The sequence below is a fragment of the Maribacter polysiphoniae genome (assembly GCF_003148665.1).
GTDB classification, from domain to species: Bacteria; Bacteroidota; Bacteroidia; order Flavobacteriales; family Flavobacteriaceae; genus Maribacter_A; species Maribacter_A polysiphoniae.
This window is the reverse complement of the sequence record NZ_QGGQ01000001.1, coordinates 116719-141266: the sequence shown is the minus strand read 5'-3', so window position 1 is coordinate 141266 and position 24548 is coordinate 116719. Positions and strand designations below refer to the sequence as shown.

The 24548-nt window shown below is 41.5% G+C and carries 20 protein-coding genes; 6 read left to right on the top strand and 14 right to left on the bottom strand.

All coding sequences use genetic code 11. The features are described 5' to 3' along the window. Positions 1-105: 105 nt before the first annotated feature. The gene (hflX, locus tag LX92_RS00595) at positions 106-1317 is read right to left on the bottom strand and encodes a GTPase HflX (RefSeq protein WP_109648340.1); all 1212 of its coding nucleotides are present in this window, start codon (positions 1315-1317) and stop codon (positions 106-108) included. A 76-nt stretch (positions 1318-1393) separates the two neighbouring features. Here hflX and LX92_RS00590 point away from each other — a divergent pair, with 76 nt between their 5' ends. Next, positions 1394-2368, top strand: a complete 975-nt coding sequence (locus LX92_RS00590) for an endonuclease/exonuclease/phosphatase family protein (protein WP_109648339.1) — start codon at positions 1394-1396, stop codon at positions 2366-2368. 65 nt (positions 2369-2433) lie between these two features. On the opposite strand, the gene LX92_RS00585 is transcribed toward LX92_RS00590, so the two are convergent. The 5 genes from LX92_RS00585 to hemB form a co-directional block, all read right to left on the bottom strand. Continuing rightward, on the bottom strand, positions 2434-3147 hold the full coding sequence (locus LX92_RS00585; protein WP_109648338.1) for a 3'-5' exonuclease: 714 nt from the start codon (positions 3145-3147) through the stop codon (positions 2434-2436). A gap of 249 nt (positions 3148-3396) precedes the next feature. After that, complete coding sequence (locus tag LX92_RS00580; protein WP_109648337.1) at positions 3397-3870, bottom strand: methylated-DNA--[protein]-cysteine S-methyltransferase; 474 nt, start codon at positions 3868-3870, stop codon at positions 3397-3399. Further along, positions 3870-4991: a CNNM domain-containing protein gene (locus LX92_RS00575; protein ID WP_109648336.1), complete on the bottom strand. Its 1122-nt coding sequence runs from the start codon at positions 4989-4991 to the stop codon at positions 3870-3872. Before LX92_RS00575 ends, LX92_RS00580 begins: the two co-directional genes overlap by 1 nt. Before the next feature lie 39 nt (positions 4992-5030). Then, on the bottom strand, positions 5031-6359 hold the full coding sequence (locus tag LX92_RS00570) for a serine hydrolase domain-containing protein (protein WP_244915914.1): 1329 nt from the start codon (positions 6357-6359) through the stop codon (positions 5031-5033). Positions 6360-6422: 63 nt separating this feature from the next. After that, positions 6423-7415: a porphobilinogen synthase gene (gene hemB / locus LX92_RS00565; protein ID WP_109648335.1), complete on the bottom strand. Its 993-nt coding sequence runs from the start codon at positions 7413-7415 to the stop codon at positions 6423-6425. 179 nt (positions 7416-7594) lie between these two features. Between hemB and LX92_RS00560 the strand changes: the two genes are divergently transcribed. Next, positions 7595-10231, top strand: a complete 2637-nt coding sequence (locus LX92_RS00560) for a DEAD/DEAH box helicase family protein (protein ID WP_109648334.1) — start codon at positions 7595-7597, stop codon at positions 10229-10231. 1 nt (position 10232) lies between these two features. Here the strand turns inward: LX92_RS00560 and LX92_RS00555 are convergent, their stop codons facing one another. The 6 genes from LX92_RS00555 to hemA form a co-directional block, all read right to left on the bottom strand. Continuing rightward, positions 10233-10844 carry a hypothetical protein gene (locus LX92_RS00555; RefSeq protein ID WP_109648333.1) on the bottom strand — a complete coding sequence of 204 codons (612 nt, stop codon included), beginning with the start codon at positions 10842-10844 and terminating at the stop codon, positions 10233-10235. Positions 10845-10851: 7 nt separating this feature from the next. After that, positions 10852-11772 (bottom strand): oxygen-dependent coproporphyrinogen oxidase, encoded by a 921-nt coding sequence (hemF, locus tag LX92_RS22680; RefSeq protein WP_223308321.1) that lies wholly within the window; start codon positions 11770-11772, stop codon positions 10852-10854. Between the two features lie 1014 nt (positions 11773-12786). Further along, positions 12787-13338, bottom strand: coding sequence for a GNAT family N-acetyltransferase (locus tag LX92_RS00545; RefSeq protein ID WP_109648331.1), 552 nt, complete (start codon positions 13336-13338; stop codon positions 12787-12789). Positions 13339-13359: 21 nt separating this feature from the next. Continuing rightward, positions 13360-14391 (bottom strand): uroporphyrinogen decarboxylase, encoded by a 1032-nt coding sequence (gene hemE / locus LX92_RS00540; RefSeq protein ID WP_109648330.1) that lies wholly within the window; start codon positions 14389-14391, stop codon positions 13360-13362. Positions 14392-14427: 36 nt separating this feature from the next. Next, a complete protein-coding gene (gene hemC, locus LX92_RS00535; protein ID WP_109648329.1) occupies positions 14428-16008 on the bottom strand; it encodes a hydroxymethylbilane synthase in 1581 nt (526 codons plus the stop codon). Then, a complete protein-coding gene (gene hemA / locus LX92_RS00530; protein ID WP_109648328.1) occupies positions 16005-17261 on the bottom strand; it encodes a glutamyl-tRNA reductase in 1257 nt (418 codons plus the stop codon). The genes hemC and hemA overlap by 4 nt, the downstream gene beginning before the upstream one ends. 199 nt (positions 17262-17460) lie before the next feature. Here hemA and LX92_RS00525 point away from each other — a divergent pair, with 199 nt between their 5' ends. After that, positions 17461-18351, top strand: coding sequence for an AraC family transcriptional regulator (locus tag LX92_RS00525; RefSeq protein ID WP_109648327.1), 891 nt, complete (start codon positions 17461-17463; stop codon positions 18349-18351). A gap of 212 nt (positions 18352-18563) precedes the next feature. Here the strand turns inward: LX92_RS00525 and LX92_RS00520 are convergent, their stop codons facing one another. Then, complete coding sequence (locus LX92_RS00520) at positions 18564-19409, bottom strand: N-acetylmuramoyl-L-alanine amidase-like domain-containing protein (protein ID WP_109649017.1); 846 nt, start codon at positions 19407-19409, stop codon at positions 18564-18566. 41 nt (positions 19410-19450) lie between these two features. Then, positions 19451-20524, bottom strand: coding sequence for a mechanosensitive ion channel family protein (locus LX92_RS00515; RefSeq protein WP_109649016.1), 1074 nt, complete (start codon positions 20522-20524; stop codon positions 19451-19453). A gap of 283 nt (positions 20525-20807) precedes the next feature. Here LX92_RS00515 and hemH point away from each other — a divergent pair, with 283 nt between their 5' ends. From hemH to LX92_RS00500, 3 genes are all read left to right on the top strand, one after another. After that, the gene (hemH, locus tag LX92_RS00510; RefSeq protein ID WP_109648326.1) at positions 20808-21839 is read left to right on the top strand and encodes a ferrochelatase; all 1032 of its coding nucleotides are present in this window, start codon (positions 20808-20810) and stop codon (positions 21837-21839) included. 149 nt (positions 21840-21988) lie between these two features. Then, positions 21989-23368 carry an MATE family efflux transporter gene (locus LX92_RS00505; protein WP_109648325.1) on the top strand — a complete coding sequence of 460 codons (1380 nt, stop codon included), beginning with the start codon at positions 21989-21991 and terminating at the stop codon, positions 23366-23368. A gap of 52 nt (positions 23369-23420) precedes the next feature. Then, positions 23421-24524, top strand: coding sequence for a lactonase family protein (locus LX92_RS00500; RefSeq protein ID WP_109648324.1), 1104 nt, complete (start codon positions 23421-23423; stop codon positions 24522-24524). The last annotated feature ends 24 nt before the right edge of the window (positions 24525-24548 follow it).

Here is a 24548-nt window from a genome sequence, read left to right as displayed (position 1 = left end):
ACGATTTCGCCTAAAATATGTTGTGAACCCGACCTAAAATGTGGTGAAAAAATTAACGGTATGATTTCTCCGATGAACGGCACTGTTTCTAATGATTTTAACGGCCTAATATTGGTCTAAATGTTCTGGATAAAGAAAGTTGTTATAAGGGAATCGCGTGACATGGATATCCCTGACGACATCATACACCCGTTTGCGGAATTCATCAAGGTTTTCTTTGTTCAATGCCGAAATGAACAATGCGTCTTCCCCCATACGTTGCATCCATGTGCGTTTCCAATCCTCAATGGTGAAATGCTTTGTGGTTCGTTCGGTTACCAGGTCATCATCATCTATGGTTTGATGGTGATATTGGTCTATTTTATTGAAAACCATAATGGTCTTTTTGTCTGCACTGTCAATTTCATCCAAGATCTTGTTTACAGAGGCTATATGTTCCTCAAAGTTAGGGTGTGAAATGTCCACTACGTGTAGTAATAGATCTGCTTCCCGAACCTCATCCAAAGTACTCTTGAAACTTTCGACCAACTGTGTGGGTAATTTTCGAATGAATCCTACCGTATCACTGAGTAAAAACGGAAGATTTCCAATGACGACTTTCCGTACGGTAGTGTCCAATGTGGCGAAAAGTTTGTTTTCCGCAAAGACATCACTTTTACTAATGACGTTCATTAAGGTTGACTTACCTACATTGGTATACCCGACTAGGGCAACCCGAACAAGGGAACCCCTATTGCCCCTTTGTGTTTCCATTTGCCGGTCTATCTTCAATAACTTTTTCTTCAGTAATGAAATACGGTCACGAACAATACGTCTATCGGTTTCAATCTCGGTCTCCCCTGGTCCACGCATTCCTATACCCCCTTTTTGACGCTCCAAGTGTGTCCATAATCCCGTAAGACGGGGAAGAAGATATTCATATTGTGCCAACTCTACCTGGGTTCTGGAATAACTTGTCTGGGCCCGTTGCGCAAAAATGTCAAGGATAAGACTGGTACGATCCAAAATCTTACAGCGCAATTGTTTTTCAATATTGCGTTGTTGTCCAGGGGAAAGCTCATCATCAAAGATAATGGAGCCTATATCATTTTTTTCCACATAGTCCTCTACCTCCTGCATCTTACCACTACCGATCAGGGTTTTTGGATTCGGGACATCGACACGCTGTACAAAGCGCTTCATGACCTCTCCCCCAGCGGTATAGGTAAGAAATTCAAGTTCATCAAGATATTCATTCACCTTTTCTTGATCTTGCTCCTTATTGATGACCCCTATAAGGACAACTTTTTCGTATTCTATCGCTTTCTTTTCTAACATAGTCTAATTTAATATGCAAATTTACATAATACTGACCAAGCTATTTTCGTAAATTTGATTCCCTTAACTTAAATGCATGGTATTTTCACTTTTCAAGAAGAAAAAGAAACAAGGTCTTCATACAATAGCATTCTATAATCTCGAGAATCTTTTTGATACAACGCACGATCCAGATACCTTGGATGTTGATTTTACGCCTAAGGGTTTTAAAAAATGGACCCCGAAGAGATATAAGAAGAAAATCTTAAAATTGGCCAAGACCATTTCTGAAATCGGATTGGCATCCACAGAACGGCCCCCTGCTTTGGTGGGTATTGCCGAGGTCGAAAATGAAACCGTGATACAGGATTTGATCAATGCAGGACCTTTACAGGATATAGACTATGGTTATGTGCACTACGACTCTCCCGATGAAAGAGGGATTGATACGGGCTTATTGTACCATAATGACCATTTTGAAGTATTGCATTCAGAACCCATACCCTTATTGGTGTATAACGCGGAGGGGGTAAGGGATACGACTAGGGATATCCTGTATGTTCATGGCAAACTCAACGAGGAGCTTGTGCATGTGTTCGTCAATCATTGGCCTTCCCGTAGAACTGGTGATGTAGCCACTGATTATAAAAGGGTAGAGGCGGCCAAGACCATTAAGCTTAAAATGGAACAAATTGAAGCGGAGCATCCGGAACCTAACTTCATCATCATGGGGGATTTTAATGATGACCCAAGTTCCAATAGTATCCAATTACTGACCGATGGTACGGGCTTGTATAATCCTATGGAAAAATTAGGGTCGCCCAATAGGGGCAGTGCCAATTATAGACGGAGTTGGAGTTTGTTCGACCAGATTATCGTTTCCCATAATTTCTTTAATTACGAGAAGGGAACCCACAGCTTTGCCCATGCCAATATTTTTGATGAACATTTATTGACAGAATGGAAAGGAAAGTACAAGGGAACACCCTTTCGAACGTACGCAGGCAGTAAATATTTGGGAGGGTATAGCGATCATTTTCCGGTATACATCCAACTGAAGTATAATAGTTGAGTCCCGATCGTGGCTTTGGAAAAGGGGTTATCCAAATGTCGGGCACCTACTAGGCTGTGCTGCCATTAAACCTTCTTGATTTCGGAATCGGCCAATAAATCGTTATTGCGCAATCGCAAAAAGACCTGTGCCGTGGTTACGACATCGAGTTCGCAATAGGTTACGATCCTATCCACATCCTTTTCCTCATAATAAACATCACGAACCATACTACCATCAATATCTTCCTTCGGTGAGGGGATACCCAGGATATGGGCCATTAGTTTTAGGGAGGTATAATGTTTGTAATCCCCGAACTTCCATAGTTCCATGGTGTCCAAATGGGGTACTTCCCAAGGTTTTTTACCAAAGAGGTCCAATTTATAGGGAAGGTCTATACGGTGGATAATCATCCGCCGTGCGATATAAGGAAAATCGAATTCCTTGCCATTGTGGGCGCAAAGCAAATGCTTCGGATATTTAAAATGGGTGTTCAATAGGGTTTTGAAATCCTCAAGCAATTTGGATTCTTCACCCTGGAAACTGGTTACCCTGAATTCCCTTAGATTTCCTGTCATATGGAAATAACCTACCGATATACAGACGATCTTTCCGAATTCGGCCCAAATACCTGCGCGGTCATAGAATTCCTCCGCGGTAAATTCATCCTTTCGTTGGTATTGGGATTTGTGTTCCCACAATTCCTTTTTAGCATCGTCCAGTTCTTGGTAATCGGCTACTTCAGGTACCGTTTCGATATCTAAAAACAGGATATTTTCTAATTGGATTTTGTGAAGCATAGATTAAAGATACAAATTATCGGAAATGTTTTTAAGTCCAAATCAGGTGGTTTTGATCAGAAATAGAAGGTAATAGGGCAAAAGTGGCAAAATCACTCAAAACCGACCCGGTGGTTTGTGTTGTGAGACATTTTAAAGCCTTTTAAGGCACTAAACATCAATTTAAGGTGTCATTGGGTCGATGAAATACACAAATGGCTTATATCTTGGGAGAATTGTCGGGAGAACCGACCAAGTGGTCGGTAAGTTTTAGAATAAGGATTGTTGTTTGGCCGGACTCTCATGGTTTAACAACCATTTTTTACGATGAAGTCCGCCCGCATAACCCGTCAAAGAACCATCACTGCCAATAACCCTATGGCAAGGAACAATAATCCATAATGGATTTTTCCCATTGGCTGCCGCAACTGCCCTAATGGCTTTTGCATCACCCAGTTTTTTGGATAGTGCTAAATAGCTTATCGTTTTTCCATAAGGAATTTCAAGAAGTTCGGTCCATACCTTTTTTTGAAAATCGGTCCCTTCGGCATTCAAGGTTAAACTGAAAGCTTCCCTTTGGCCACTGAAGTATTCCTGGAGTTGGTAAACGGCATCTTCAAGAACTTCGGGAATTATGGTGGTAGTACCAACGTCCTCATTCAATATACTCACGGATGCCAATCCTTTTTCATCGCCTTCCAATTTGGCAATGCCCAAAGGGGTATGTACAAATGCCGATTCCATTATTCGAATGTGGCGTTATCATCGATCAATCCCAGGCGTTTTGCCCGTACTTTCCAATTTTCACGTGCCAAGTGCTGTAGATCGTCCACATTGTCACTTTCGTCCATTATTTCGAGTCCGAGTAGGGTTTCAATAACGTCTTCCATGGAAACCAAACCGCTCACAGAGCCATATTCATCAACCACCAAGGCTATATGCTGTTTTTGGGAGATGAATGTTTCAAAGAGATCCGGGATGGGTTTATCGCGATTCACCACTAAAATATCCCTCTTGATAGTAGCTAAGAGGGAGTCACCATTTTCATTGATCATCTCTTCAAGCACCGTGTCCTTTAATACAAATCCAGTAATATTATCGACCTTATCCTTATAAATCGGAATTCGGGAAAAACGAAGTTTGGGGTTTTCATCAAAAAACTCCTTGATCGTTTTATTTTCATGGGCTATTTTCATGACCGTTCTTGGTGTCATAATATCCTTGGCCAAGATTTCATCGAATTTCAAGAGGTTTTTGATTACGATGGATTCCGACTCTTGAAAAACGCCTTCCTCATGCGCAATATCGGCCATTGCCGTAAAATCCTCCCTGCTAAGGACGCTACCATGGTGTCCTTGGCCACCCACGAGTTTGGTGAACAATTGTAAAACCCATAGAAGTCCTGTCCATTTCAGTGCCAAGACCATGATTCGAAGCGCTTTTGAAGTAAAATTCGCTAATTGCTTCCAGTAGGTGGCACCAATGGTTTTTGGGATGATTTCGGAAGCAACCAAGATCAAAATGGTCATAAGGGTCGATACAACACCGACCATTACGTCCTCGGTAAATTCCAAACCTAGAACGGTTCGTGGGGCATTGCCGTACAATTCGGCATATGCGACTTTCGCCTGGACACCCACAAGGATCGCACCCACGGTATGTGCAATCGTATTTAGGGTGAGAATGGCAATCAAAGGTTTGTCAACATCCTTTTTAAGGGTTTCCAAGGTTTCAGCATACGACTTCCCTTCCTTTTTCTTAAGATTGATGAATGTTGGGGTAATACTCAATAATACCGCTTCCAATATGGAACATAGAAAGGAAAAGAATATAGAGATAAAGGCGTAAAAAAACAGTATTCCCATAGGTTTGTTTTATCTGACTAAAATAGTAATAATTGTATGTTAATCAGGGATTATCGATTGATAAAAGACTTGTTGCACTGCTCCCCTAATATTTAGGCTATATAGATTTCGATTTTCCCTTGTTGGATACACACGGTTGGAAAGAAAAATAAATACCAATTGGTTTTCCGGGTCGGCCCATATGAAAGTCCCTGTAAAACCACTATGTCCAAAGCTTTTAGGGCTAACTTCTGGTGCGGGATAAGCCGCTGCAAGATCAAGGGTGTCGTTCCCGATCAAGGGCTTGTCGAAGCCCAAGCCCCTACGGTTGTCATTTTCAGGATATTGTATGCGGGTAAACTCTTTCAAGGTGGCTTCGGAGATAAACCGATGACCATTGAAAGTACCATAATTCTGATACATCTGCATTATTTTTGCCAAATCCGTCGCGGTTCCGAACAAACCCGCATTACCCGATACACCACCCAAAAGGGAAGCATTCTCATCGTGTACCCAGCCTTGGGTCAAGGAATGCCTAAAGAGGGTATCTATTTCTGTTGGGACTATCTTATTCGGAAAATTTTTGGTTTTGGGTCTAAAACCTAAGGTTGTTGCCCCTAAGGGAACATAAAAGTTTTTAGAGACGTATTCTTCATAAGGGGTCCCAGTCAATTGCCCTATGAGCTCGGGGAAAATAAGGAAAGTGAGACCGGAATATTTGTATTTCTTTTCATCGCTAACCTTTGATCTATTGATTATGCGATACATCTTGTGGTTAAAGCGGTTTTTTACATACAAATGCTCGTACGCCTGATTATGGAATCTCGAACTTGGTTTTGTATGGATGAATCTTTTTTTCAAACGGCCATTTTTCTTGATCACCTTGCTGAGAAAAACGATATAAGGGGTAAGTCCGGCCTGGTGCGCCAATATTTCGCGTAGGGTCAGGTCTTTTTTGTCCTTTCTGTTTTTCCAAGCGGTCCAATAGGTACTAAAAGGCACATCCAAATTGAGTTTGCCTTGATCCACCAACTTCATGATCGCTGGTAAAGGTCCTGTGATTTTGGTAACCGAGGCTAAATCATAGATGTCATCTTTCGAAACCTGCTGAATACTATCGTACGTATGGTAACCATAGGCCTCATGAAATACGATAGCACCGTTTTTGGCCACCAAAACTTGGGCCCCAGGGAAGGCATTGTTTTTTATACCATCGGTTATTATTGAGTCAACCTTTGTGTGGATGAAGGTAGAATCCATCCCCATATTTGAAAGTGGTGCATAGGCTAGCCCTTCTTCCTCATTGATATGCATAGGAATGGGTGTGCCTTCCTGTGCTTGGGCCTTCCAAATAAATAAACCAATTAGTATAAAGATAATTTTGTTCACGATTTTTATATCAAGATTAAAATTACAGGATTCCTGTTTTTCCAAGAATTGTATGGACTCGGTTTACTGATTAAGGAGTTTAATGACATCTTTTGCGAAATAACTGGCAATGATATTGGCACCTGCCCTTTTTATGGAGGTTAGTTGTTCCATCATTACCGCATCATGGTTTAACCAACCTTTTTCCGCTGCAGCCTTCACCATCGCATATTCGCCGGATACTTGATATACGGCCACCGGGACCTCGACTTCATTGCGTATTTCACGAACAATATCCAAATAGGCGAGTCCGGGTTTTACCATGACGATATCCGCACCTTCGTCAATATCCAATTGGGTTTCACGTATGGCTTCAAACCGATTGGCAAAGTCCATTTGATAGGATTTTTTGTCCTTGGGCACATTCTTGATGTCAACAGGGGCTGAATCCAAAGCATCTCTAAAAGGGCCATAAAAAGCACTGGCATATTTAGCGCTATAACTCATGATTCCAGTATTGAAAAAGCCTTCATCTTCCAATGCCTCCCGCATGGAAAGAATACGACCGTCCATCATATCACTGGGGGCCAGGAAATCAGCTCCGGCCTGGGCATGGGATAGACCCATCTCGGTCAAGATCTCCACACTTTCGTCGTTCAGTATTTGTCCGTCAGACACCACACCATCATGACCATAAGAGGAATAGGGGTCAAGGGCCACATCGGTCATGACCAACATTTCAGGACAAGCATTCTTGATCGTTTTTATCGCACGTTGCATCAATCCCTCGGCATTCAACGCTTCTGTACCTTTGTTATCCTTTAGGTTTTCAGGAACCTTAACGAAAAGGAGTACGGAACAAAGTCCCATTTTCCAAAGTTCTTTCACTTCCTTTTCAAGGTTGTCCAAGCTAAACCGAAAGTAGTTGGGCATCGAAGGGATTTCTTCTTTTACGTTCTTGCCTTCGACGACAAATAAAGGGACTAAAAAGTCATCGGGGGTTATAATCGTTTCACGAACCAATCTTCTGATGGATTCTGATGCGCGTAGTCTTCTATTTCTAATAATAGGATACATAATCAGCTTTTTATAATAAAATTAATCGAATAGTATTTTGCCACTGGAGTCATATGATTCCATACGACCCAAATAATATACAAAGTAAAGAAAATGTGTTTTAGCAAAGGCCTTTGACCCAATAAAATATATGCTTTTGCGTTGAATAACTACCTTTATCAAAATTAATCGATTGTCATTTGGTTGCAAGCTTTCAAAGTTTAAAATTTAGATTTCCCTGGCGGCGGTATCAAGGGCTTTTTTTAAGGAATCTTTCCACCCATATGGCAGACAACCACCTTCATGTGATTGCCCCGCCAGGATCGGGAAAAACCCTACTAGGACTTGAAATATTGAGACAAATCGGGAATAGAACCTTGGTTTTGGCCCCAACATTGACCATTAGGAACCAGTGGGAAGAAAGACTGCAGCAATATTTTACCGAAAATGGGGATTTTGGGAACGTCTCGTTCGCTATGGACAAGCCTTCCGACATTACCTTAAGTACCTATCAGGGATTGCATGCATTTTATAAAAGAATGGCTTCTGAATCTGAATTCCTTGGGTTTTTTAATAAGCAGGGAATAAAGACCATTGTGCTCGATGAGGCACATCATCTTAAAAATGAATGGTGGAAGTGCCTATTTGCCCTAAAACAGGATCAAGAACTGAAGGTTGTGGCATTAACGGCCACACCTCCTTTTGATAGTAGTCAGGCCGAGGTGAAAAGGTATTTTGACCTCTGTGGTGAGGTAGATGATGAAATTGCTATACCCAATTTGGTGAAAGAAGGGGATTTATGTCCCCATCAGGATTTTGTGCATTTTTCACTTCCCGATCAATTGACGATAGATTTTATAGTTGCCTTTAGGCTTAAGGTTGCCGAAATGGTCCAAGGTTTAAAAACGGATACTTGGTTGATTGATCGCTTGATGAATCACCGGTTTTATGTGAACACAGGGGATTCTTTACCTGAAATTTATCAACAGCCTTCCTTTTTTTCAGCCCTATTGATATTCTTACATGCCATTGGTGTTGAAATTCCACGACAAAAGTTAAAGGTTTTAGGCTTTGAAAGGAAAGATAGCATAGAATTCCCGGCTTTTACGAATGATTGGGCCGCCATACTCCTCAATTATATTTTATTCGAGGAACGTAATCATGAAACTGCCAAGGATGAAGGGCTTAAGGCACTGGAAAAAAGATTGCGGAAAATAGGCGTTTTAAAAACCCATCGGGTAGATCTAATTGGAAATGAATCTTTTTACCGTACGCTTTCGAACAGCCCGGGGAAACTCAATAGCATAGTGCAAATTGTTGCCGCGGCTGAAGTGGAAATGGGGGCACATTTACGGGCTGTCGTACTTACGGATTATATTCGGAAAGAATATCTGGAAACAGCCGATGACAGCGTGTCGGAGATAAGTAAATTAGGGGTTTTGCCTATATTCCATCGATTAAGGATTGCTCTTCATGATCCATCCTCGATGGCTGTTCTTACGGGAAGTTTGGTCATCGTAAGCAAGGTGGTTTTTAAAATCATTTGTGACACCCTTGGGGGTTCCAATTTTACACATAAGCCTATCGCCCCTGATTTGGATTTTGTGGCAATAAAAGCAAAGAACAAAGTATCCGAAACACTGGTTGGGATCATAACGGATCTTTTTCAAAAAGGTAGGGTACGAACACTGATAGGTACCAAATCCCTTTTAGGGGAAGGTTGGGATGCACCCGCAATAAACACCTTGGTTTTAGCATCTTCGGTGGGTTCCTTTGTAACCTCAAACCAAATGCGGGGTAGGGCGATTAGAAGCTATGCCCCTAACCCGGATAAGACTGCCGTAATCTGGCATCTGATTTGCTTGGATCCATCGGATGAGGAAGGAGGGAAGGATCTTGAAACATTAAATAGGCGGTTTACCGCTTTTATGGGGATTTCGAATTCAAAACCCTTGCGGATAACCAATGGGATGGACCGTCTGGATTTGGTAATCCCCAAAGTGGGGGACGAAGTTGAAAAAACCAATCGAATGAGTACTGACCTTGCCCGAAACAGAAATAACATTCGGGAAAATTGGCAAAAAGCTATCGGAAGTGGTACCGGGCTGGTAAAAGAACTTAAATCTTTCTATAAGGGAGGGAATTCCTATCAGGTGCAAAAAAGATTACATTATCGGGATATGGTCTTATTCGGATTTCTGGAATTGTCTATCGCATTGGGTTACTTTGTCCCGGAATTCATCTTAAAGCATTTGAATATTTTACTCCATGGAGGGTGGATGAAGTTTATATATACACTTATCTCAGCCTTGCTATTTGGTTTTGGTGTCAAGGCCTTTAAGGTGTTCAAGTTATACATCAACCATGGTCGTTTGCACAAAGATGTTCAAAAAATGGGCTGGGCGGTTCTTTACACCATGAATGAACTTGGATTTTTGACCAGCAATATGGCCGATTTGGAAATTGTGGTTTCCTTGGATGGAAGGGGCACGGTGTCTTGTGTGCCCAAAGGTATGTCAACCTACGAAAGCACCATATTCATAAATGCACTGGAACAGGTTATTGCGCCGATTGAAAATCCGCGTTACTTACTTTTAAGAGGGGATTGGTTAAGAAGATTTATGGGTGTTCAGCGCTATTTGGTGGTTCCTGAACGCTTTGGGGAAAACAAGCAACATGCAGCGTTGTTTTTAAAGCATTGGAAAAGGACTGTTGGAAATGCGAAGCTGCTCTACACGCGACATTTACAGGGAAGAAAAGCGCTTTTAAAGGCTCGAATGTTCCATATGTCCAACGCCCAAGGGGAGAAAACCAAGAAAAGTGTTATTTGGCATTGACCTATTCGTCTTGGGAGGCTGATTCGGCACACTCCAATATCCTATCCAGGGCACTACCGAGACCATATTGCTCCCATAATTTCCTATCCTTTTTGATTTTGGTCGGATTCTGGTCGGAATCGATATATTTTTTAATGGATGTAATAAGAGGGTCATCCGTCGATTTTAGTTTTAAAATGGATTTACCGCCAGGAATGCTCAGGTCATTTTCGTAATCATAGCAAAAAACGAGTACTTTGTCGTCTACGTTCAAGTTTAATCCTTCAAAACAATCGGAAACAAAGAACTGTTGATTGGCATAGGTGTTGGGCCCTAAGTCTTTGAACTTATATACTTCGTCAATTTGAATGAATCCTTTTTGTGAATTATACAAGGGCCCGGCATCATCGTTAGGTTCGAGGAGTTTTGTGATGGTACCACTGAAAACCAAGGAGAGCTCATCACCACATTGTCCCAAGAATGGGCCCGATTCTGGCCACCAATACGTGTAACCGACCTCCAAGGTATCTTGGGTAAACTCGATATCGATATCGCTTTTGGTACGTTTTGACTTTTTGCAGGACGTAAAAGCAAAGATTGAGAGTAGTGCGATTAAATAGATATTTTTCCCCATGATAATGCTACGCAATCCAATTTTTAGGTTGGGCCAATACCTTTAGGAGTCGTTCTTCCTCACTATCCGGTTCCGGATGATGGTCATATCGCCATTGTACCTGTGGGGGTAGACTCATCAATATACTTTCTATACGGCCATTGGTCCTTAAGCCGAATAGGGTTCCCTTGTCATGTACCAAATTGAACTCGACATATCTTCCGCGTCGAATCTCTTGCCAATCCTTTTGTGATTGACTGTATTCAAGGTTCTTTCTTTTTATAACGATTGGTACATAAGCTTCTAAAAAGCTGTTTCCCACCTCGGTCACAAAATTATACCAATCGTTCATGTTCATGGATTCATCCGCTTTACAATAATCGAAAAAGAGTCCGCCAACGCCACGGGCCTCATTTCTATGGGTGTTCCAGAAGTAATCATCACATTTCTTTTTAAACTTTGCATGAAACTCTGGATGATGGGCATCACACGCTTTTTTGCATACCGAATGAAAATGCGAGGCATCTTCATCAAACAAGTAATACGGAGTTAAGTCTTGTCCGCCACCAAACCATTGATCTACAATTTGACCGGTTTTATCATACATTTCAAAATAACGCCAATTGGCATGTACCGTTGGTACCATTGGACTTTTAGGGTGTAATACCAAACTCAGGCCACAGGCAAAAAAATCGGCATCCTTAACACCAAAGTAGTTTTGCATACTTTCGGGTAAAGCCCCATGTACAGCGGAAATATTCACCCCGCCTTTTTCAAGGACAGCTCCATTTTCGATGACCCTTGTGCGGCCACCCCCGCCTTCGGGCCGTTTCCATAGATCTTCTTGGAATTTGGCCTTGCCATCAACATCTTCGAGTCTCTTGGTGATAGTCTCTTGTAATTCTTGGATGTATTTGTAGAATTTGTCTCGGGTTACGGATTTGTTCAGACCTACAGGGAGGTCTCCTTCGTTGACAACACCTTGCAGGTCTCCTTCGTCGACGACACCTCGCGGGGTATTTTTGTTTTCCTCACTCTCACTGATTTGATTCATGTTGGATGCTTTTCCTTTGGCTAGACCTGCAAGGTTTTCAACACCTTGTAGGTCTGATTCCCCTTGGCCTTCTTTGTTAGTAGCTACTTGTTTCCCAGGTTGCCTTTCTCTGGTGGAATTTAGACCTACAGGGAGGTCTCCTTCGTCGACGACACCTCGCGGGGCATTTTTGTTTTCCTCACTCTCACTTATTTGATTCATGTTGGATGCTTTTCCTTTGGCTAGACCTGCAAGGTTTTCAACACCTTGTAGGTCTGATAGTTCAATAGATTTGCCTAATTTTTTATAATGCACGTATTCCATATTCTTCACATCCTCAAACAGCGCCAAAGTTTCTTTCTTGTTTACCTTCAATACTTCTTCTTGATTATTTGATTTAAATAAATGATAGGAAGAAAATCCAAAAGTGCTGAAATCTTTAGAAACACCATGATTTTGGGGATTTAGATGGATATAGACAATCAAGTTTCTTAAATAGTCCTCATCATTGATCGGAATACGCTTAAAATGTTTTTCAAACAGACTACCTGTCCTCCCTTCCCGTTTATTGAAAGCTTTGGCGTAGGCATTGAAAAGATTCGAAAATGCTTGTGTAATGGACTTTTCATCAGCAAGTGTGCGAATAGCCATATGGTAATGATTGTCCATAAGACAATAGGCCAGTATAACTACTTTCTTGGACAGATATTTATTGGCCAGTTCCAGAAAATACCGTTTGTTTTCTTGGTTTTTGAAAATAACACCACCATTTATACCTCTGTTATATACATGGTAATAGGTGTCTTTTTCCAATTTTTCCAGTTTCATTATTGACTATTTTCTATTCGTGTGGGGAATAACTTATAATTCGATACGACAACTTATCCATTTTATTGTAGATCTACGAGGTTTTCAAAACCTTGTGGGTCTTTAGCTGAACTTATGTTCCCTATTGGTCAATACATAAAGTTCCATATCCAAAGGGGCCTCACCAGGTGGGGTATGCTCTTTTGGTAGCGTTTTCTGCCAAGTAAAACCGTTGTTTCTTGCAACTTTTACGCTTCCCATATTGGTTTTATGGACAACAATCTGTAGGGTGGTTAAGCCTAAATGCTCAAAGGCATATGTTGCTAATTCCTTAACGGATTGCGTTATAAATCCTTTACCTTCGTATTGATATCCAATACAATAGGCTAATTCCGCCTGTTTATTGTCCCAATCGGTATTTTTGATATAAACGAGTCCTATAATTGTGCGATGCTCCTTTTCCGTGAGTTTAAAAAGGAATTCTTCTTTGTCGGAATACTGATTTACTTTTTTTGTTACGAAAATAGCAGCGAGGTCTGGTGTTGAATTTTGCTCCAGGGTTTTAGGGAAATAGCGTTTAAGGCGCTCAGCATTTGATATGACGAAATCACAGAGTTTCCAGGCATCTTTGCCTTGAATGGGTTCTATGTTATACGTACCGGAATCAAGAAGCATTAAAACAATTGGTATATAGTATTAGACAGGGCTTTTGTATTCTTTTACCGCATCGATAAAGGCTTTTGCGTTTTCTAACGGTATGTTCGGTAGGATGCCATGACCTAGGTTCGCAATGTACTTGTCCTTACCAAATTCATTGATCATTTGGGTTACCATTTTTTTGATTTCAGAAGGAGGTGACAGCAACCTGGCAGGATCAAAATTACCTTGGAGGGTAATATTACCGCCTGTTAAATAACGGGCGTTTTTTGGCGAGCAGGTCCAGTCTACACCCAAAGCGGCAGCACCTGATTTGGCCATATCACCCAGGGCAAACCAGCAGCCTTTACCAAAGACAATGACCGGAGCCTCATCTTTTAATGCATCGATGATCTGTTGTATGTATTTCCAAGAAAATTCTTGGTAATCAGTAGGGGAAAGCATGCCTCCCCATGAATCGAAAACCTGAACCGCATTAACACCGGCTTTCACCTTTGCCTTCAGATAGGCGATGGTAGTATCGGTTATTTTTTGCAGAAGCTGATGGGCGGCAAGGGGTTGTGTAAAACAGAATTCCTTGGCCTTATCAAAAGTTTTACTGCCTTGTCCTTGTACACAATAGCAAAGTATGGTCCAAGGGGAACCGGCGAAACCTATCAAAGGAACCTCGTTGTTCAACTTTTCCTTAGTCATGGTAATGGCCTCCATTACATAATTAAGCGTTTCATGAACGTCTGGGACAATTACGTTATCCACAGCTTTTTGGGTTTGTATAGGATTTGGCAAATAAGGTCCGAAGTTGGGTTTCATTTGCACTTCGATGTTCATAGCCTGTGGGATGACCAAAATATCGCTAAAAAGGATAGCAGCATCCATACCGAACCTTCGAATGGGTTGCACTGTAATCTCAGAGGCAAGTTCTGGTGTTTGGCATCGGGTAAAGAAATCGTATTTTTTCCGAATTTCAATAAATTCGGGTAGGTAGCGCCCTGCTTGGCGCATCATCCATACCGGTGGTCTGTCAACGGTTTCACCTTTTAAGGCTCTAAGGAATAGGTCGTTTTTCAATATATCTGTTCTTTTGACATCCCAAAAATATGTGGAATGCTAATTTTTATAATTGTCATTTACCAAATCAATAACACTTTCAACACTGGGTATTTTGGCAACATAAACCTCAGTAAAATGTTCCCTGGCTTTTTTTGCAGTGCTTTCACCAATGCAATAGGCTTTTTTATCTGCCTTGTTCAGCTCTAAATAGCTTTCAACGGTTGAGGGACTGAAAAAGAGTACGCCTTTTACGTTTTTGGGTACTTCAACAGGGGTGTGTTTGGTTTTGTAGGCTTCAATTTCATTGACGGTAATACCATTATCGGTCAAGATAGTTGGAAGATCATCCAAGCGTAGGTTGCTACAGAAATAGGTGACTTCGATCCCCTCCAAATGGTCAACCAGGTAATCTGCTAATTTCTCGGCATTTTTCTCAAAATGTTTCACTTTTCCTATGCGACTCTCAATCAGTCGTCGAGTGCGACGACCAACACAGTAAATGTTTTCGAATTGAAGATCGTTGGCACTCATATTGGTCAATAAGGCTTCAACGGCATTTTGACTTGTAATGATCACATTTTGCATTTTGGCCTTCAATACTTTGGCCGGAATACGGTTTGGACTCGTTTTAATAAAATCCTCGGAGTCTACCTCAAGGTCATTTTTAAATAAGAATCGCTGATCTTGCGTTAATTTTTTCGTGGAAAATATTTCAATACTATCTGTATCTCGCTGTATTTCGCCCATTAGGTTTTTACCACCACGACTTAAGATACTATTGGCACAATCGCGTCCTAGGTTTTCATGTTTGCCTAGGGGAGCCGTGAATTCCCCCTCCAATTTTTTCGTGCCATCCACAGATAACAATACGCCTTTAAAGGTAACCTCATCCTCATTGTTGATGTAGGCCAAGGCTCCTATTGGCGCGCTACATCCACCTTCAAGGAGTCTAAGGAACTCACGTTCAAGTTGGGTGCAAATGGCGGTAGGTTCATGATTCAGTTCGGCACAGGCTTCACGGACAAACTCGTCATTTTCCATTGCAACCACCATTATAGCACCTTGTGCGGGCGCAGGGAGCATCCATGTGAGTCCAATAGTGTGTTCATGTTCCAATCCAATCCGATCTAAACCGGCTGCTGCGAAAATAGCTCCGTTCCAATCGTTGTCCATTAATTTTTGCATACGGCTGTTCACGTTACCGCGTATGTCCACGACTGTATGGGTCGGGTATCTGTTCAACCATTGTGCTTTTCTTCTTAGACTCCCGGTAGCTATGACGGCATCCCTACTTCCAAGAAATTCCTCATTGTCTTTAAAGGCTAGGATATCCAGATAATTGGCCCTTTTCAATACCGCTGCCTGTACAATACCTTTTGGTAAGGCTGTGGGTACATCTTTCATGGAGTGTACCGCAATGTCGATATCACCATTAAGCATGGCTATATCCAGGGTCTTGGTAAAAATACCTGTGATTCCCATTTCATAAAGGGGCTTGTTTAGAACCAAATCCCCTGTGGATTTTACAGGGACAAGTTTAGTTTGGTGACCTAGGGCTTCTAGATTTTTTTTAACGGTATTCGCCTGCCATAGTGCCAATTCACTATCGCGGGTTCCTATTCTGATAATTTTACTCATTGGGAATTTATTTCTAACTGAAAGACTTTTTGGATCAACTCAAGACTATCGTCCGCATCCCCATTGGCATCCTTTAGATGATTTGCAAACTGTTTTGTTATTTTTTGAATGATACGGTCAGAAATAACATCGGCCTGTTCGGTATTGAAATTGGAAAGCTTTTTCGATTGGTAATCGAGCTCTTCCTCTTTCATGGTATTCAATCTATTCTTTAACGCCTTGATTACAGGAGCGAATTTTCGGGTTTCCAACCATTGTATAAACTCACGCTTAATTTCTTCAATGATTGTTTCTGCCTGCGGGATAAACTGTTTTCTACGTGCCAAGGTCTTATCCGTCATTTGGGATAAATGATCTAGATGGATCACCGTTACATGTTCCAATTCAGCGACATCATCGGAAACATTCTTGGGTATGGACAGATCAAGAATCAACAAGGGTTTCTTTGTATAGATCAAATCCTTTGAAATTGTGGGCGATTGTGCGCCTGTGGCGACTACCAGAACATCGGTATTTCGTATTTCGGTCTGTAAATCACCATGATCCTTAACCACCAAATTGAATTTACCCGCAATTTTCTCGGCTTTGGTCTTTGTTCGGTTGATCAAGGTTATTTTCGAGTTCTGGGTATGTTTAATGAGGTTTTCACAGGTGTTCCTTCCAATTTTCCCAGTACCAAAAAGCAAAACACTCTTGTTTGAGATGTCCTCAACATTCTGAAGTATATATTGTACCGACGCAAATGCTACTGAGGTGGCTCCTGAGGATAGCTCAGTTTCATTTTTGATACGTTTACTTGCTTGGATCACGGAATTGGTAAGTCTTTCAATAAACGGATTGGCAATATCATGCCTCTTGGAACGGTTGAAACTTTGCCGTAATTGGCTTATGATTTCAAAATCACCCAAAATTTGACTGTCCAAACCAGTACCTACACGAAACAGATGTGAAATGGCATCGTTGTTCTTATAAACATAGGCTACTTCTTGAAACTCTTCAATTGTACCCTGGGTATTGTCGCAAAGTAATTTGATCAACTGAAAAGGATGTTGGGCAAACCCATGTAATTCCGTGCGGTTACAGGTAGAAGTAACCAATAACCCATCTATTCCCTGTTCTTTGGCTTGCGCCAATAGGTTTTCCATAGCAGCTTCATCGAGGCTGAATTTACCACGAATATGCGCATCGGCCTTTTTGTAGTTTAGGCCTATCGTATAGAATGAATTATGTTTTGATATGTGGTACTCCTTCATAAATCTGTTCGAACGGGCACAAAATTAAATGCATCATTCAAATAAATATAACGCTAGAGGAACAATTAGTATCGAAATTCGGGATTTTAATCCTAATTCGTTGTAAATTGCCGTTAAACCATGGTTTTATGGGGAATTCATGGATTCGTAGTATTATTATTTAGATTTATTCTAAATAAAATGAAAAAATATTTATGTTATGAAAAAAGAAAATGTCGCTCAAGGATCCTATACCGAAGTGCTGATCGAAGACGGGTTTTATGTATTGAAGGTTCAGAATGATAGCCTTGTAAAACAGCGGGTTATTCGTGAGATCGATAGTACTTTCATCCAATTTCATTTTTGCTTGAAAGGACATGCGAAATTCATTTTTAACGAAGGCATGTATGCCCTTGAGGTGTCTGAGGAAAATTCCTTGTTGTTGTACAACACCCAGGTCGACCTACCGATGAATATGGAAATGGCACCCAATTCCTGGATTGTATCCGTGGTAATGACCATTCGAAAGTTTCACTCCCTATTTTCAAATGAGGCAGATTATATTCCGTTTTTAAGTAATGAGAACAAAGAGAAAAAGTATTATGCCCAAGAGGAAGTTTCCCCGGCCATTGCCGTCGTATTGAGTCAGATCATGAATTATAACCTGCATCCATCGATAAAGGAATTGTATATCATGGGGAAGGTCTATGAATTGATTTCACTTTATTTTAATAAAAGCACCGATGCCGATTTGGAACAATGTCCGTTTTTGGTCGATGAGGACAATGTGAAACGCATTCGTCAGGCCAAGGAAATCATGATCGCCCAAATGGCCGAACCCCCTTCCTTACCCGAACTGGCACAGCAAATAGGGTTAAGTCTGAAAAAATTGAAGGAAGGTTTTAAACAAATTTATGGGGATTCCGTATATAGTTTCCTGTTCGATTATAAGATGGAGCACGCCCGCAGGTTATTGGAATTGGGTCAAAACAATGTCAATGAGGTCGGAATGAAAATAGGGTATAGTACATCGAGTCATTTTATCGCGGCTTTCAAGAAAAAGTATGGTACCACACCCAAGAAATATGTGATGTCTTTATCGAAATCGTAATGAAAACCCTAGGAGGTTTAACGCTTTTGCATTTTTGAACGTTTTAGACCGATCAGTCGGTTTTAGGGTAAGGGACATAAGCATTGATGGGATATAGACAAGTGATATATGACCCTATAATATCGGGGAAAAACACAACTTGTTGCTTAAAGGCCTTGTAAAAACCCATGTAGAGACCAATGGGTTTGTTTCTAGCGATACCATTTGTGCGATCAATTTACCCTAGCAATCATAATCCCTGTATTCTTGCCTATTTTTTTGAGGTAATCGACCAAGGGCAGTTCGGAGACCTTTACCTCACCCGTTGAGGAGGCGTGCAGCAAGTGGATCCTTCCATCATTTTCCCTAGAGGCAATTCCTGTATGGGTTATATCAAGGCCTTTTATGGATGTGGTCAAGGCAATAATGTCGCCCGATTGGATCATAAGTTCATTGGCCTCGATTTCTTCCTGGGGTAAAAAACAGAGGGCTTGGTTGTTCAAGAAGTTTTCGGATTCCTTTATTTTCTGAAAATTCGCTTCATCTTTTAAAAAGGGATATAAGTCCCTATGGGTGCTCATGAAATTAATGTCCTTGGTAATTTCCTTTCCCCCGGTTTCCGCTGTGATATCGGTCAACAATCCTTTTTTTTCATTATTGGCGATCCATTCGGAAAAATAGTGAAGGCGTGACGCATACCCATCGAGCTTTCCGTCTTTATACCGAATGGTTTCTAGGTGTTCGATAAAAGAATCAAAATCGGTCTTTTCTTCTTTCAATAGCAACGAAAAGGCAAGAACGTTTTCAACGAAGGTTGTACAATCGAGTCCATGAAGATTTACAACAAGGGTCTCGGTTTCTCCAATTTCCAAAGTCTTTGCTACATAAGGAGTCCCTAGGAAGGTTTTACCCACCGAGACCATGGTTTGTCCTAAATCTTTTTCAAGTAGGCCATCAATCTCGATGATCTTATCTTCAAAAGCCACCTTGTCCTGGGCCGAACATGTGATTTGTTGGGCTAGCCCATTGGTGACAATAGTTAGGGATAGGATTATAAAGCAATAAATGGATTTTCGCATTTTCTCTATGTTAGTATACAAAAATAACAAAAAGGGTGCCATTAATCCGTTTTTTCCAAGGCTTCCGTCTGGTCCATGTAAACCCGGGTACGCGCAAGGCTTTCAGGATAATTTTGTTGTAGAAAACCAATCAGTTTTTCGCGGACGAGCACACGAAGATCCCAGGCCATGGAAGAATCCTTGGCGCTCATCATCGCCCTAACTTCCACGTAATTGGCTTTTGAGTCGGTGACCTGTACATTGTTGGCTTCCCCATCCCATAGATCGGTAGATTCCAGGATTCGGGTCAATTCCTTTCGAATGGCATCAACGGGAACATTGTAATCGGTATAAAGAAAAACGGTACCAAGGATATCTGCTGAGGTTTTGGTCCAGTTTTGAAAGGACTTCTCGATAAAAAAGGTCGAAGGCACTACCAATCTTCGTTTGTCCCATATTTTGATCACCACATAGGTCAAGGTTATCTCTTCGATGCGCCCCCATTCGCCATCAACAATAACGACGTCGTCGATTTTAATGGGTTGGGTAATGGCGATCTGGATACCTGCCAAAATGGTACCGATCATTTTTTGGGCAGAAAAACCAATGATAATCCCGGCGACCCCTGCGGAAGCGAAAATACTGACCCCGATTTCACGTATACTTTCAAAGCTCATTAGAGCGATGCCTATGGCGAGGATGATAATGACAAAAACCATAATACGCTCCAGGATATTGAACTGGGTCCTGATCTTTCGGGCCTTTAGGTTGTCCGAAGTATGGATATCATATTTTTCAACGACCCTATTCTTAATGATTTTGATGATATTCAAAATCAACCACGTCGTACCAAAAATGAACATCAATGTGCTGGTTTTCCTAAATCCGTAGGTATAATCATGAAGCCCTAGTACATCACGAAGGGATTCCATACGTACAAGGAATGAAAAAAGAATAAGGAATAATGGAAAGGTGATTTTTTTAAAAGCGTGCCTTGGAATAATATTGTCGGGGTTTTTTCCGAACCTTCGCAGAACTTGTACAGTAGTGAAATAAACAACGAGAATTAGAAAAAAGGCAATAATCACATAAAGGAGTGATTGATTGGTTGAGCTTTTCAAAAATGATTCCAACATTATCCTGTTTTTTTTGGTTATAAAATAGAACTTAAAGAAATAGATCGTAAAAGGTGTTAAAACCATGTGAAAAATAGATTTTTCCCATAGTGGCATAAGAAAGTTATGGACAGAGTATGGGTTTAGTTTTTTTACAACACCTATTTTTGTTGTGTTCATTTCCATTATCATTGAATTTTATTCATGAGAAGGTTCAATCCATTCGGAATTATAGGGATATTGGTAAGATGGAGTGAAGTAGATGGGGACATACTCCCATTAAAAATTATAATAGTGCCAGCATATGAAAGGAGTTTTATTGGTAAACCTAGGTTCCCCGGATAGTCCAACAGCAAAGGATGTAAAACCTTATTTGGATGAATTTTTAATGGACCCACGTGTAATAGACGTTCCCAATTGGTTGCGGAATATTATCGTACGTGGCATCATCTTGCAGACACGACCCAAAAAATCCGCCGAGGCCTATCAAAAAATATGGAGGGAAGAAGGCTCCCCGTTGATTGTGATTTCCGAGCGCTTTTCCGAAAAGGTGGGTAAGCAGGTTGAAATTCCTGTGGCCTTGGGTATGCGCTATGGTAGCATGACGATTAAAAACGCACTTCAGGAATTGAACGATAAGGGTGTCGATGAGGTATTGTTGGTGCCATTGTACCCGCAATACGCCATGTCTTCCTTTGAGACCGTTGTGGTAAAAACCATGGAGGAACAAGAAAGATATTTTCCGAAGATGCAGTTGACCACCTTACCTGCATTTTATAAGAATGAAGAATACATCAAGGTTCTTTCCGAGAGTATAGCGGAAGGATTGAAAGACTTTGAGTATGACCATGTGTTGTTTTCGTACCATGGCATACCGGAAAGGCATATCCGAAAATCCGATCCCACAAAATTCCATTGTAAGATCGATGGTAAGTGTTGCACCACTAATTCCGTGGCCCATAATACCTGTTATCGGCATCAATGTTACGATACCACGAGGCGGGTCACCGAATATTTAGGATTGGATCAGGATAAATTCAGTGTGTCATTCCAATCAAGATTGCCTAATGATCCTTGGTTGAAACCTTTTACCGATTTCGAATTTGAACGTTTGGCCAAAGAAGGTAAAAAGCGATTGGCCGTGGTAACCCCGGCTTTTGTTGCCGACTGTCTCGAAACTTTAGAGGAGATTGCGATGGAAGGAAAGCATCAATTTGAAGAGGCGGGTGGTGAATCGTACAAGCATATTGGATGTTTAAACGATAGTGATGATTGGGTAAAGGTCATGGCCGGTTGGATTGAAGCTTGGCAAAATACAGAGGCTCTACCTGCATAGCGATTGACCTACAAGGTTTCCCTTGGTTGTAGTAGAGGGTTCTCTAAGGTTTAAAAATAAGTAATAGTTCAGGATTAAATAATTTTAAGATTTTGGACCTACAAGGAATGCGCACTTTGTGTTTTTTGTAGGTCTTAACCATAGTTGAAATGGCTAAAGTAACATCAGACCAACTCGGCACCGAACCTATAGGAAAACTACTTGTACGACAAGCCGTACCTGCTTCTATAGGTATTCTGGTCATGTCCCTGAACGTTTTGGTCGATTCCATTTTTGTGGGTAATTGGATCGGTTCCATTGCCATTGCGGCAATCAATGTGGTTTTACCGGTATCTTTTTTTATAGGTGCTTTGGGGATGGCCATCGGTATCGGGGGTTCCAGTATTATTTCTAGGGCCTTGGGGGCCGATGATAAAGAGAAAGCCCTACAGACCTTTGGGAACCAGATTACCCTAACCCTTTTGGTTACCACGATCATGGTGTCGCTGGGATTGTTTTATGTTGATGGATTGATTCCGGCTTTTGGAGGTAAGGGTGCCATTTTTGACCCCGCTAAAATTTATTATATCATCGTGGTTTGTGGAGTGCCTTTTTTAGCCCTTTGCATGATGGGCAATACGGTGATCCGTGCCGAGGGGAAACCTAAATTCGCCATGATCGCCATGATCATACCTTCTATTGGGAATTTGGTGATGGACTATTTTTTTATCAATGTCTTTGATTGGGGAATGGAAGGTGCCGCTTGGGCCACGACCATAGGGTATGTCCTTTGTTTTGCATATGTCCTGTACTTTTTTGTTTCTAAAAATTCGGAACTGAAGGTCAATTGGGGTCATTTGGGATTGAAATCGCATATCCTTAAGGAAATAAGCTCTTTGGGCTTTGTTACCCTATCGAGACAAGCCGTAGTGAGTGTCATCTACTTGTTGATGAACAATATTCTATTCGATTTGGGTGGTGAGGCCATGGTAGCGGTCTATGCCATCGTTGGCCGCATGCTCATGTTTGCCCTTTTTCCGGTCTTTGGGGTTACCCAAGGCTTTTTACCCATTGCAGGTTATAATTATGGAGCCCATAAGTATGAACGTGTCAAGGAATCGATCTTTACGGCCATTAAATACGCGGCCCTTATGGCAACACTGGTTTTTGTGGGACTTATGGTTTTTCCAGCCGAGATAGCTTCCTTGTTTTTGAGTAATAAACCCGATATGTCCGCTTTTGAACTGGCCACCAATGCCTTTGTTTTGGAACATGCGCCTTCAGCCATGCGATTGGTCTTTGCAGCTACCCCGATCATTGCCCTGCAATTGATCGGTGCGGCCTATTTTCAGGCCATTGGCAAGGCGGTACCTGCCTTATTGCTGACATTGACTAGGCAAGGGTTCTTTTTTATACCGTTAATATTGATATTGCCTAATTATTTAGGTGAATTTGGGGTATGGATTGCCTTTCCGATTTCCGATGTCCTTGCCACATTGGTCACAGGTTTTTATTTAAGACGCGAAGTAAAGAGGGATTTGGATAGGTAAGGGTCATTCTCAAATTAAGTTGTTACTTTTAAAGTCTAAACCATTCCAACCCATGAAGAAGTACTACGTTTTGCTTTTAAGCACCTTTCTATTCCTTTTCGGATGTAAAAACGAACAAACCCGGAAAACCCATACCCTTTTTGTGGGTACCTATACCGAGAACGGGAGTGAAGGGATTTATAGTTATCACTTCGATTCCAATACAGGGGAACTTGGCCATAAGAAATTGGCAGCTGAAATAGGGAACCCATCCTTTGTAAAGGTCTCGCTGGATAAGAAATATTTATATACCGTAGAAGAAACCGATAGGTATGAAAATTCCAGCGGAGGCGTGGCTGCTTTTCGTATTGATGGGGATAGCTTGTTGAAAATCAATTCCGATGCCACGGTTGGGGCACACCCTTGCCATATAGGATTGTCCAAAGATGGCCACTTTTTGGCCGCTTCAAGCTATACCGGAGGTAGTCTTACGATTTTTGGATTGGATGATAAAGGCGCATTAAGGCCCAACCCCCAATTTATCGATCATAAGGTTTTGGATACCCTTAAAACCTCCCATGTGCATTCGGCCCAATTTACGGCAGACGGACTCTTTGTTGCCGATTTAGGACTCGATGCCGTTAAGCGATACCAATGGGAAGGCAATGAATTTGTTCCCGCCGAACAACCTTCATTGGATATGGCATCAAAGGCCGGGCCCAGACATTTTACCTTTGGGCAGGGCGGGCAATACCTATATGTCATCAATGAGCTGAATTCGACCATTACCACACTACAAAGAAAAGAGGATGGTACGTATCAAGAGGTTGAATCCCTTTCAACCTTGGCCAAGGATTTTACAGGGGAAAGTTTTTGTGCGGATATCCATCTATCAAGCGACGGACAATTTCTTTATGGTTCCAATCGCGGGGAGAATACGATTGTGATTTTTAAAGTGGACCAAACTACAGGCAAACTGAGTTTGGTCGGGCGTGAAAGCGTAAAGGGCGATTGGCCCCGTAATTTTGCCCTGGATCCCAGCGGTGATTTTCTTTTGGTGGCCAACCAACGCAGCAACAATATCGTTGTGTTCAAACGGGATAAAACTGAAGGCATGTTGCAATTTCTTTATGATTATGAATTGTCGAGTCCGGTTTGTTTGGAGTTTCTGGAGTAGTGTTTTTTAAATAAACTTATTTTT

Bases quoted from the DNA above. Each gene is read 5' to 3' on its own strand.
- hflX (WP_109648340.1), bottom strand. From the start codon at position 1,317: ATGTTAGAAAAGAAAGCGATAGAATACGAAAAAGTTGTCCTTATAGGG.
- LX92_RS00590 (WP_109648339.1), top strand. From the start codon at position 1,394: ATGGTATTTTCACTTTTCAAGAAGAAAAAGAAACAAGGTCTTCATACA.
- LX92_RS00585 (WP_109648338.1), bottom strand. From the start codon at position 3,147: ATGCTTCACAAAATCCAATTAGAAAATATCCTGTTTTTAGATATCGAA.
- LX92_RS00580 (WP_109648337.1), bottom strand. From the start codon at position 3,870: ATGGAATCGGCATTTGTACATACCCCTTTGGGCATTGCCAAATTGGAA.
- LX92_RS00575 (WP_109648336.1), bottom strand. From the start codon at position 4,991: ATGGGAATACTGTTTTTTTACGCCTTTATCTCTATATTCTTTTCCTTT.
- hemB (WP_109648335.1), bottom strand. From the start codon at position 7,415: ATGTATCCTATTATTAGAAATAGAAGACTACGCGCATCAGAATCCATC.
- LX92_RS00555 (WP_109648333.1), bottom strand. From the start codon at position 10,844: ATGGGGAAAAATATCTATTTAATCGCACTACTCTCAATCTTTGCTTTT.
- LX92_RS00545 (WP_109648331.1), bottom strand. From the start codon at position 13,338: ATGCTTCTTGATTCCGGTACGTATAACATAGAACCCATTCAAGGCAAA.
- hemC (WP_109648329.1), bottom strand. From the start codon at position 16,008: ATGAGTAAAATTATCAGAATAGGAACCCGCGATAGTGAATTGGCACTA.
- hemA (WP_109648328.1), bottom strand. From the start codon at position 17,261: ATGAAGGAGTACCACATATCAAAACATAATTCATTCTATACGATAGGC.
- LX92_RS00525 (WP_109648327.1), top strand. From the start codon at position 17,461: ATGAAAAAAGAAAATGTCGCTCAAGGATCCTATACCGAAGTGCTGATC.
- LX92_RS00520 (WP_109649017.1), bottom strand. From the start codon at position 19,409: ATGCGAAAATCCATTTATTGCTTTATAATCCTATCCCTAACTATTGTC.
- LX92_RS00515 (WP_109649016.1), bottom strand. From the start codon at position 20,524: ATGTTGGAATCATTTTTGAAAAGCTCAACCAATCAATCACTCCTTTAT.
- hemH (WP_109648326.1), top strand. From the start codon at position 20,808: ATGAAAGGAGTTTTATTGGTAAACCTAGGTTCCCCGGATAGTCCAACA.
- LX92_RS00505 (WP_109648325.1), top strand. From the start codon at position 21,989: ATGGCTAAAGTAACATCAGACCAACTCGGCACCGAACCTATAGGAAAA.
- LX92_RS00500 (WP_109648324.1), top strand. From the start codon at position 23,421: ATGAAGAAGTACTACGTTTTGCTTTTAAGCACCTTTCTATTCCTTTTC.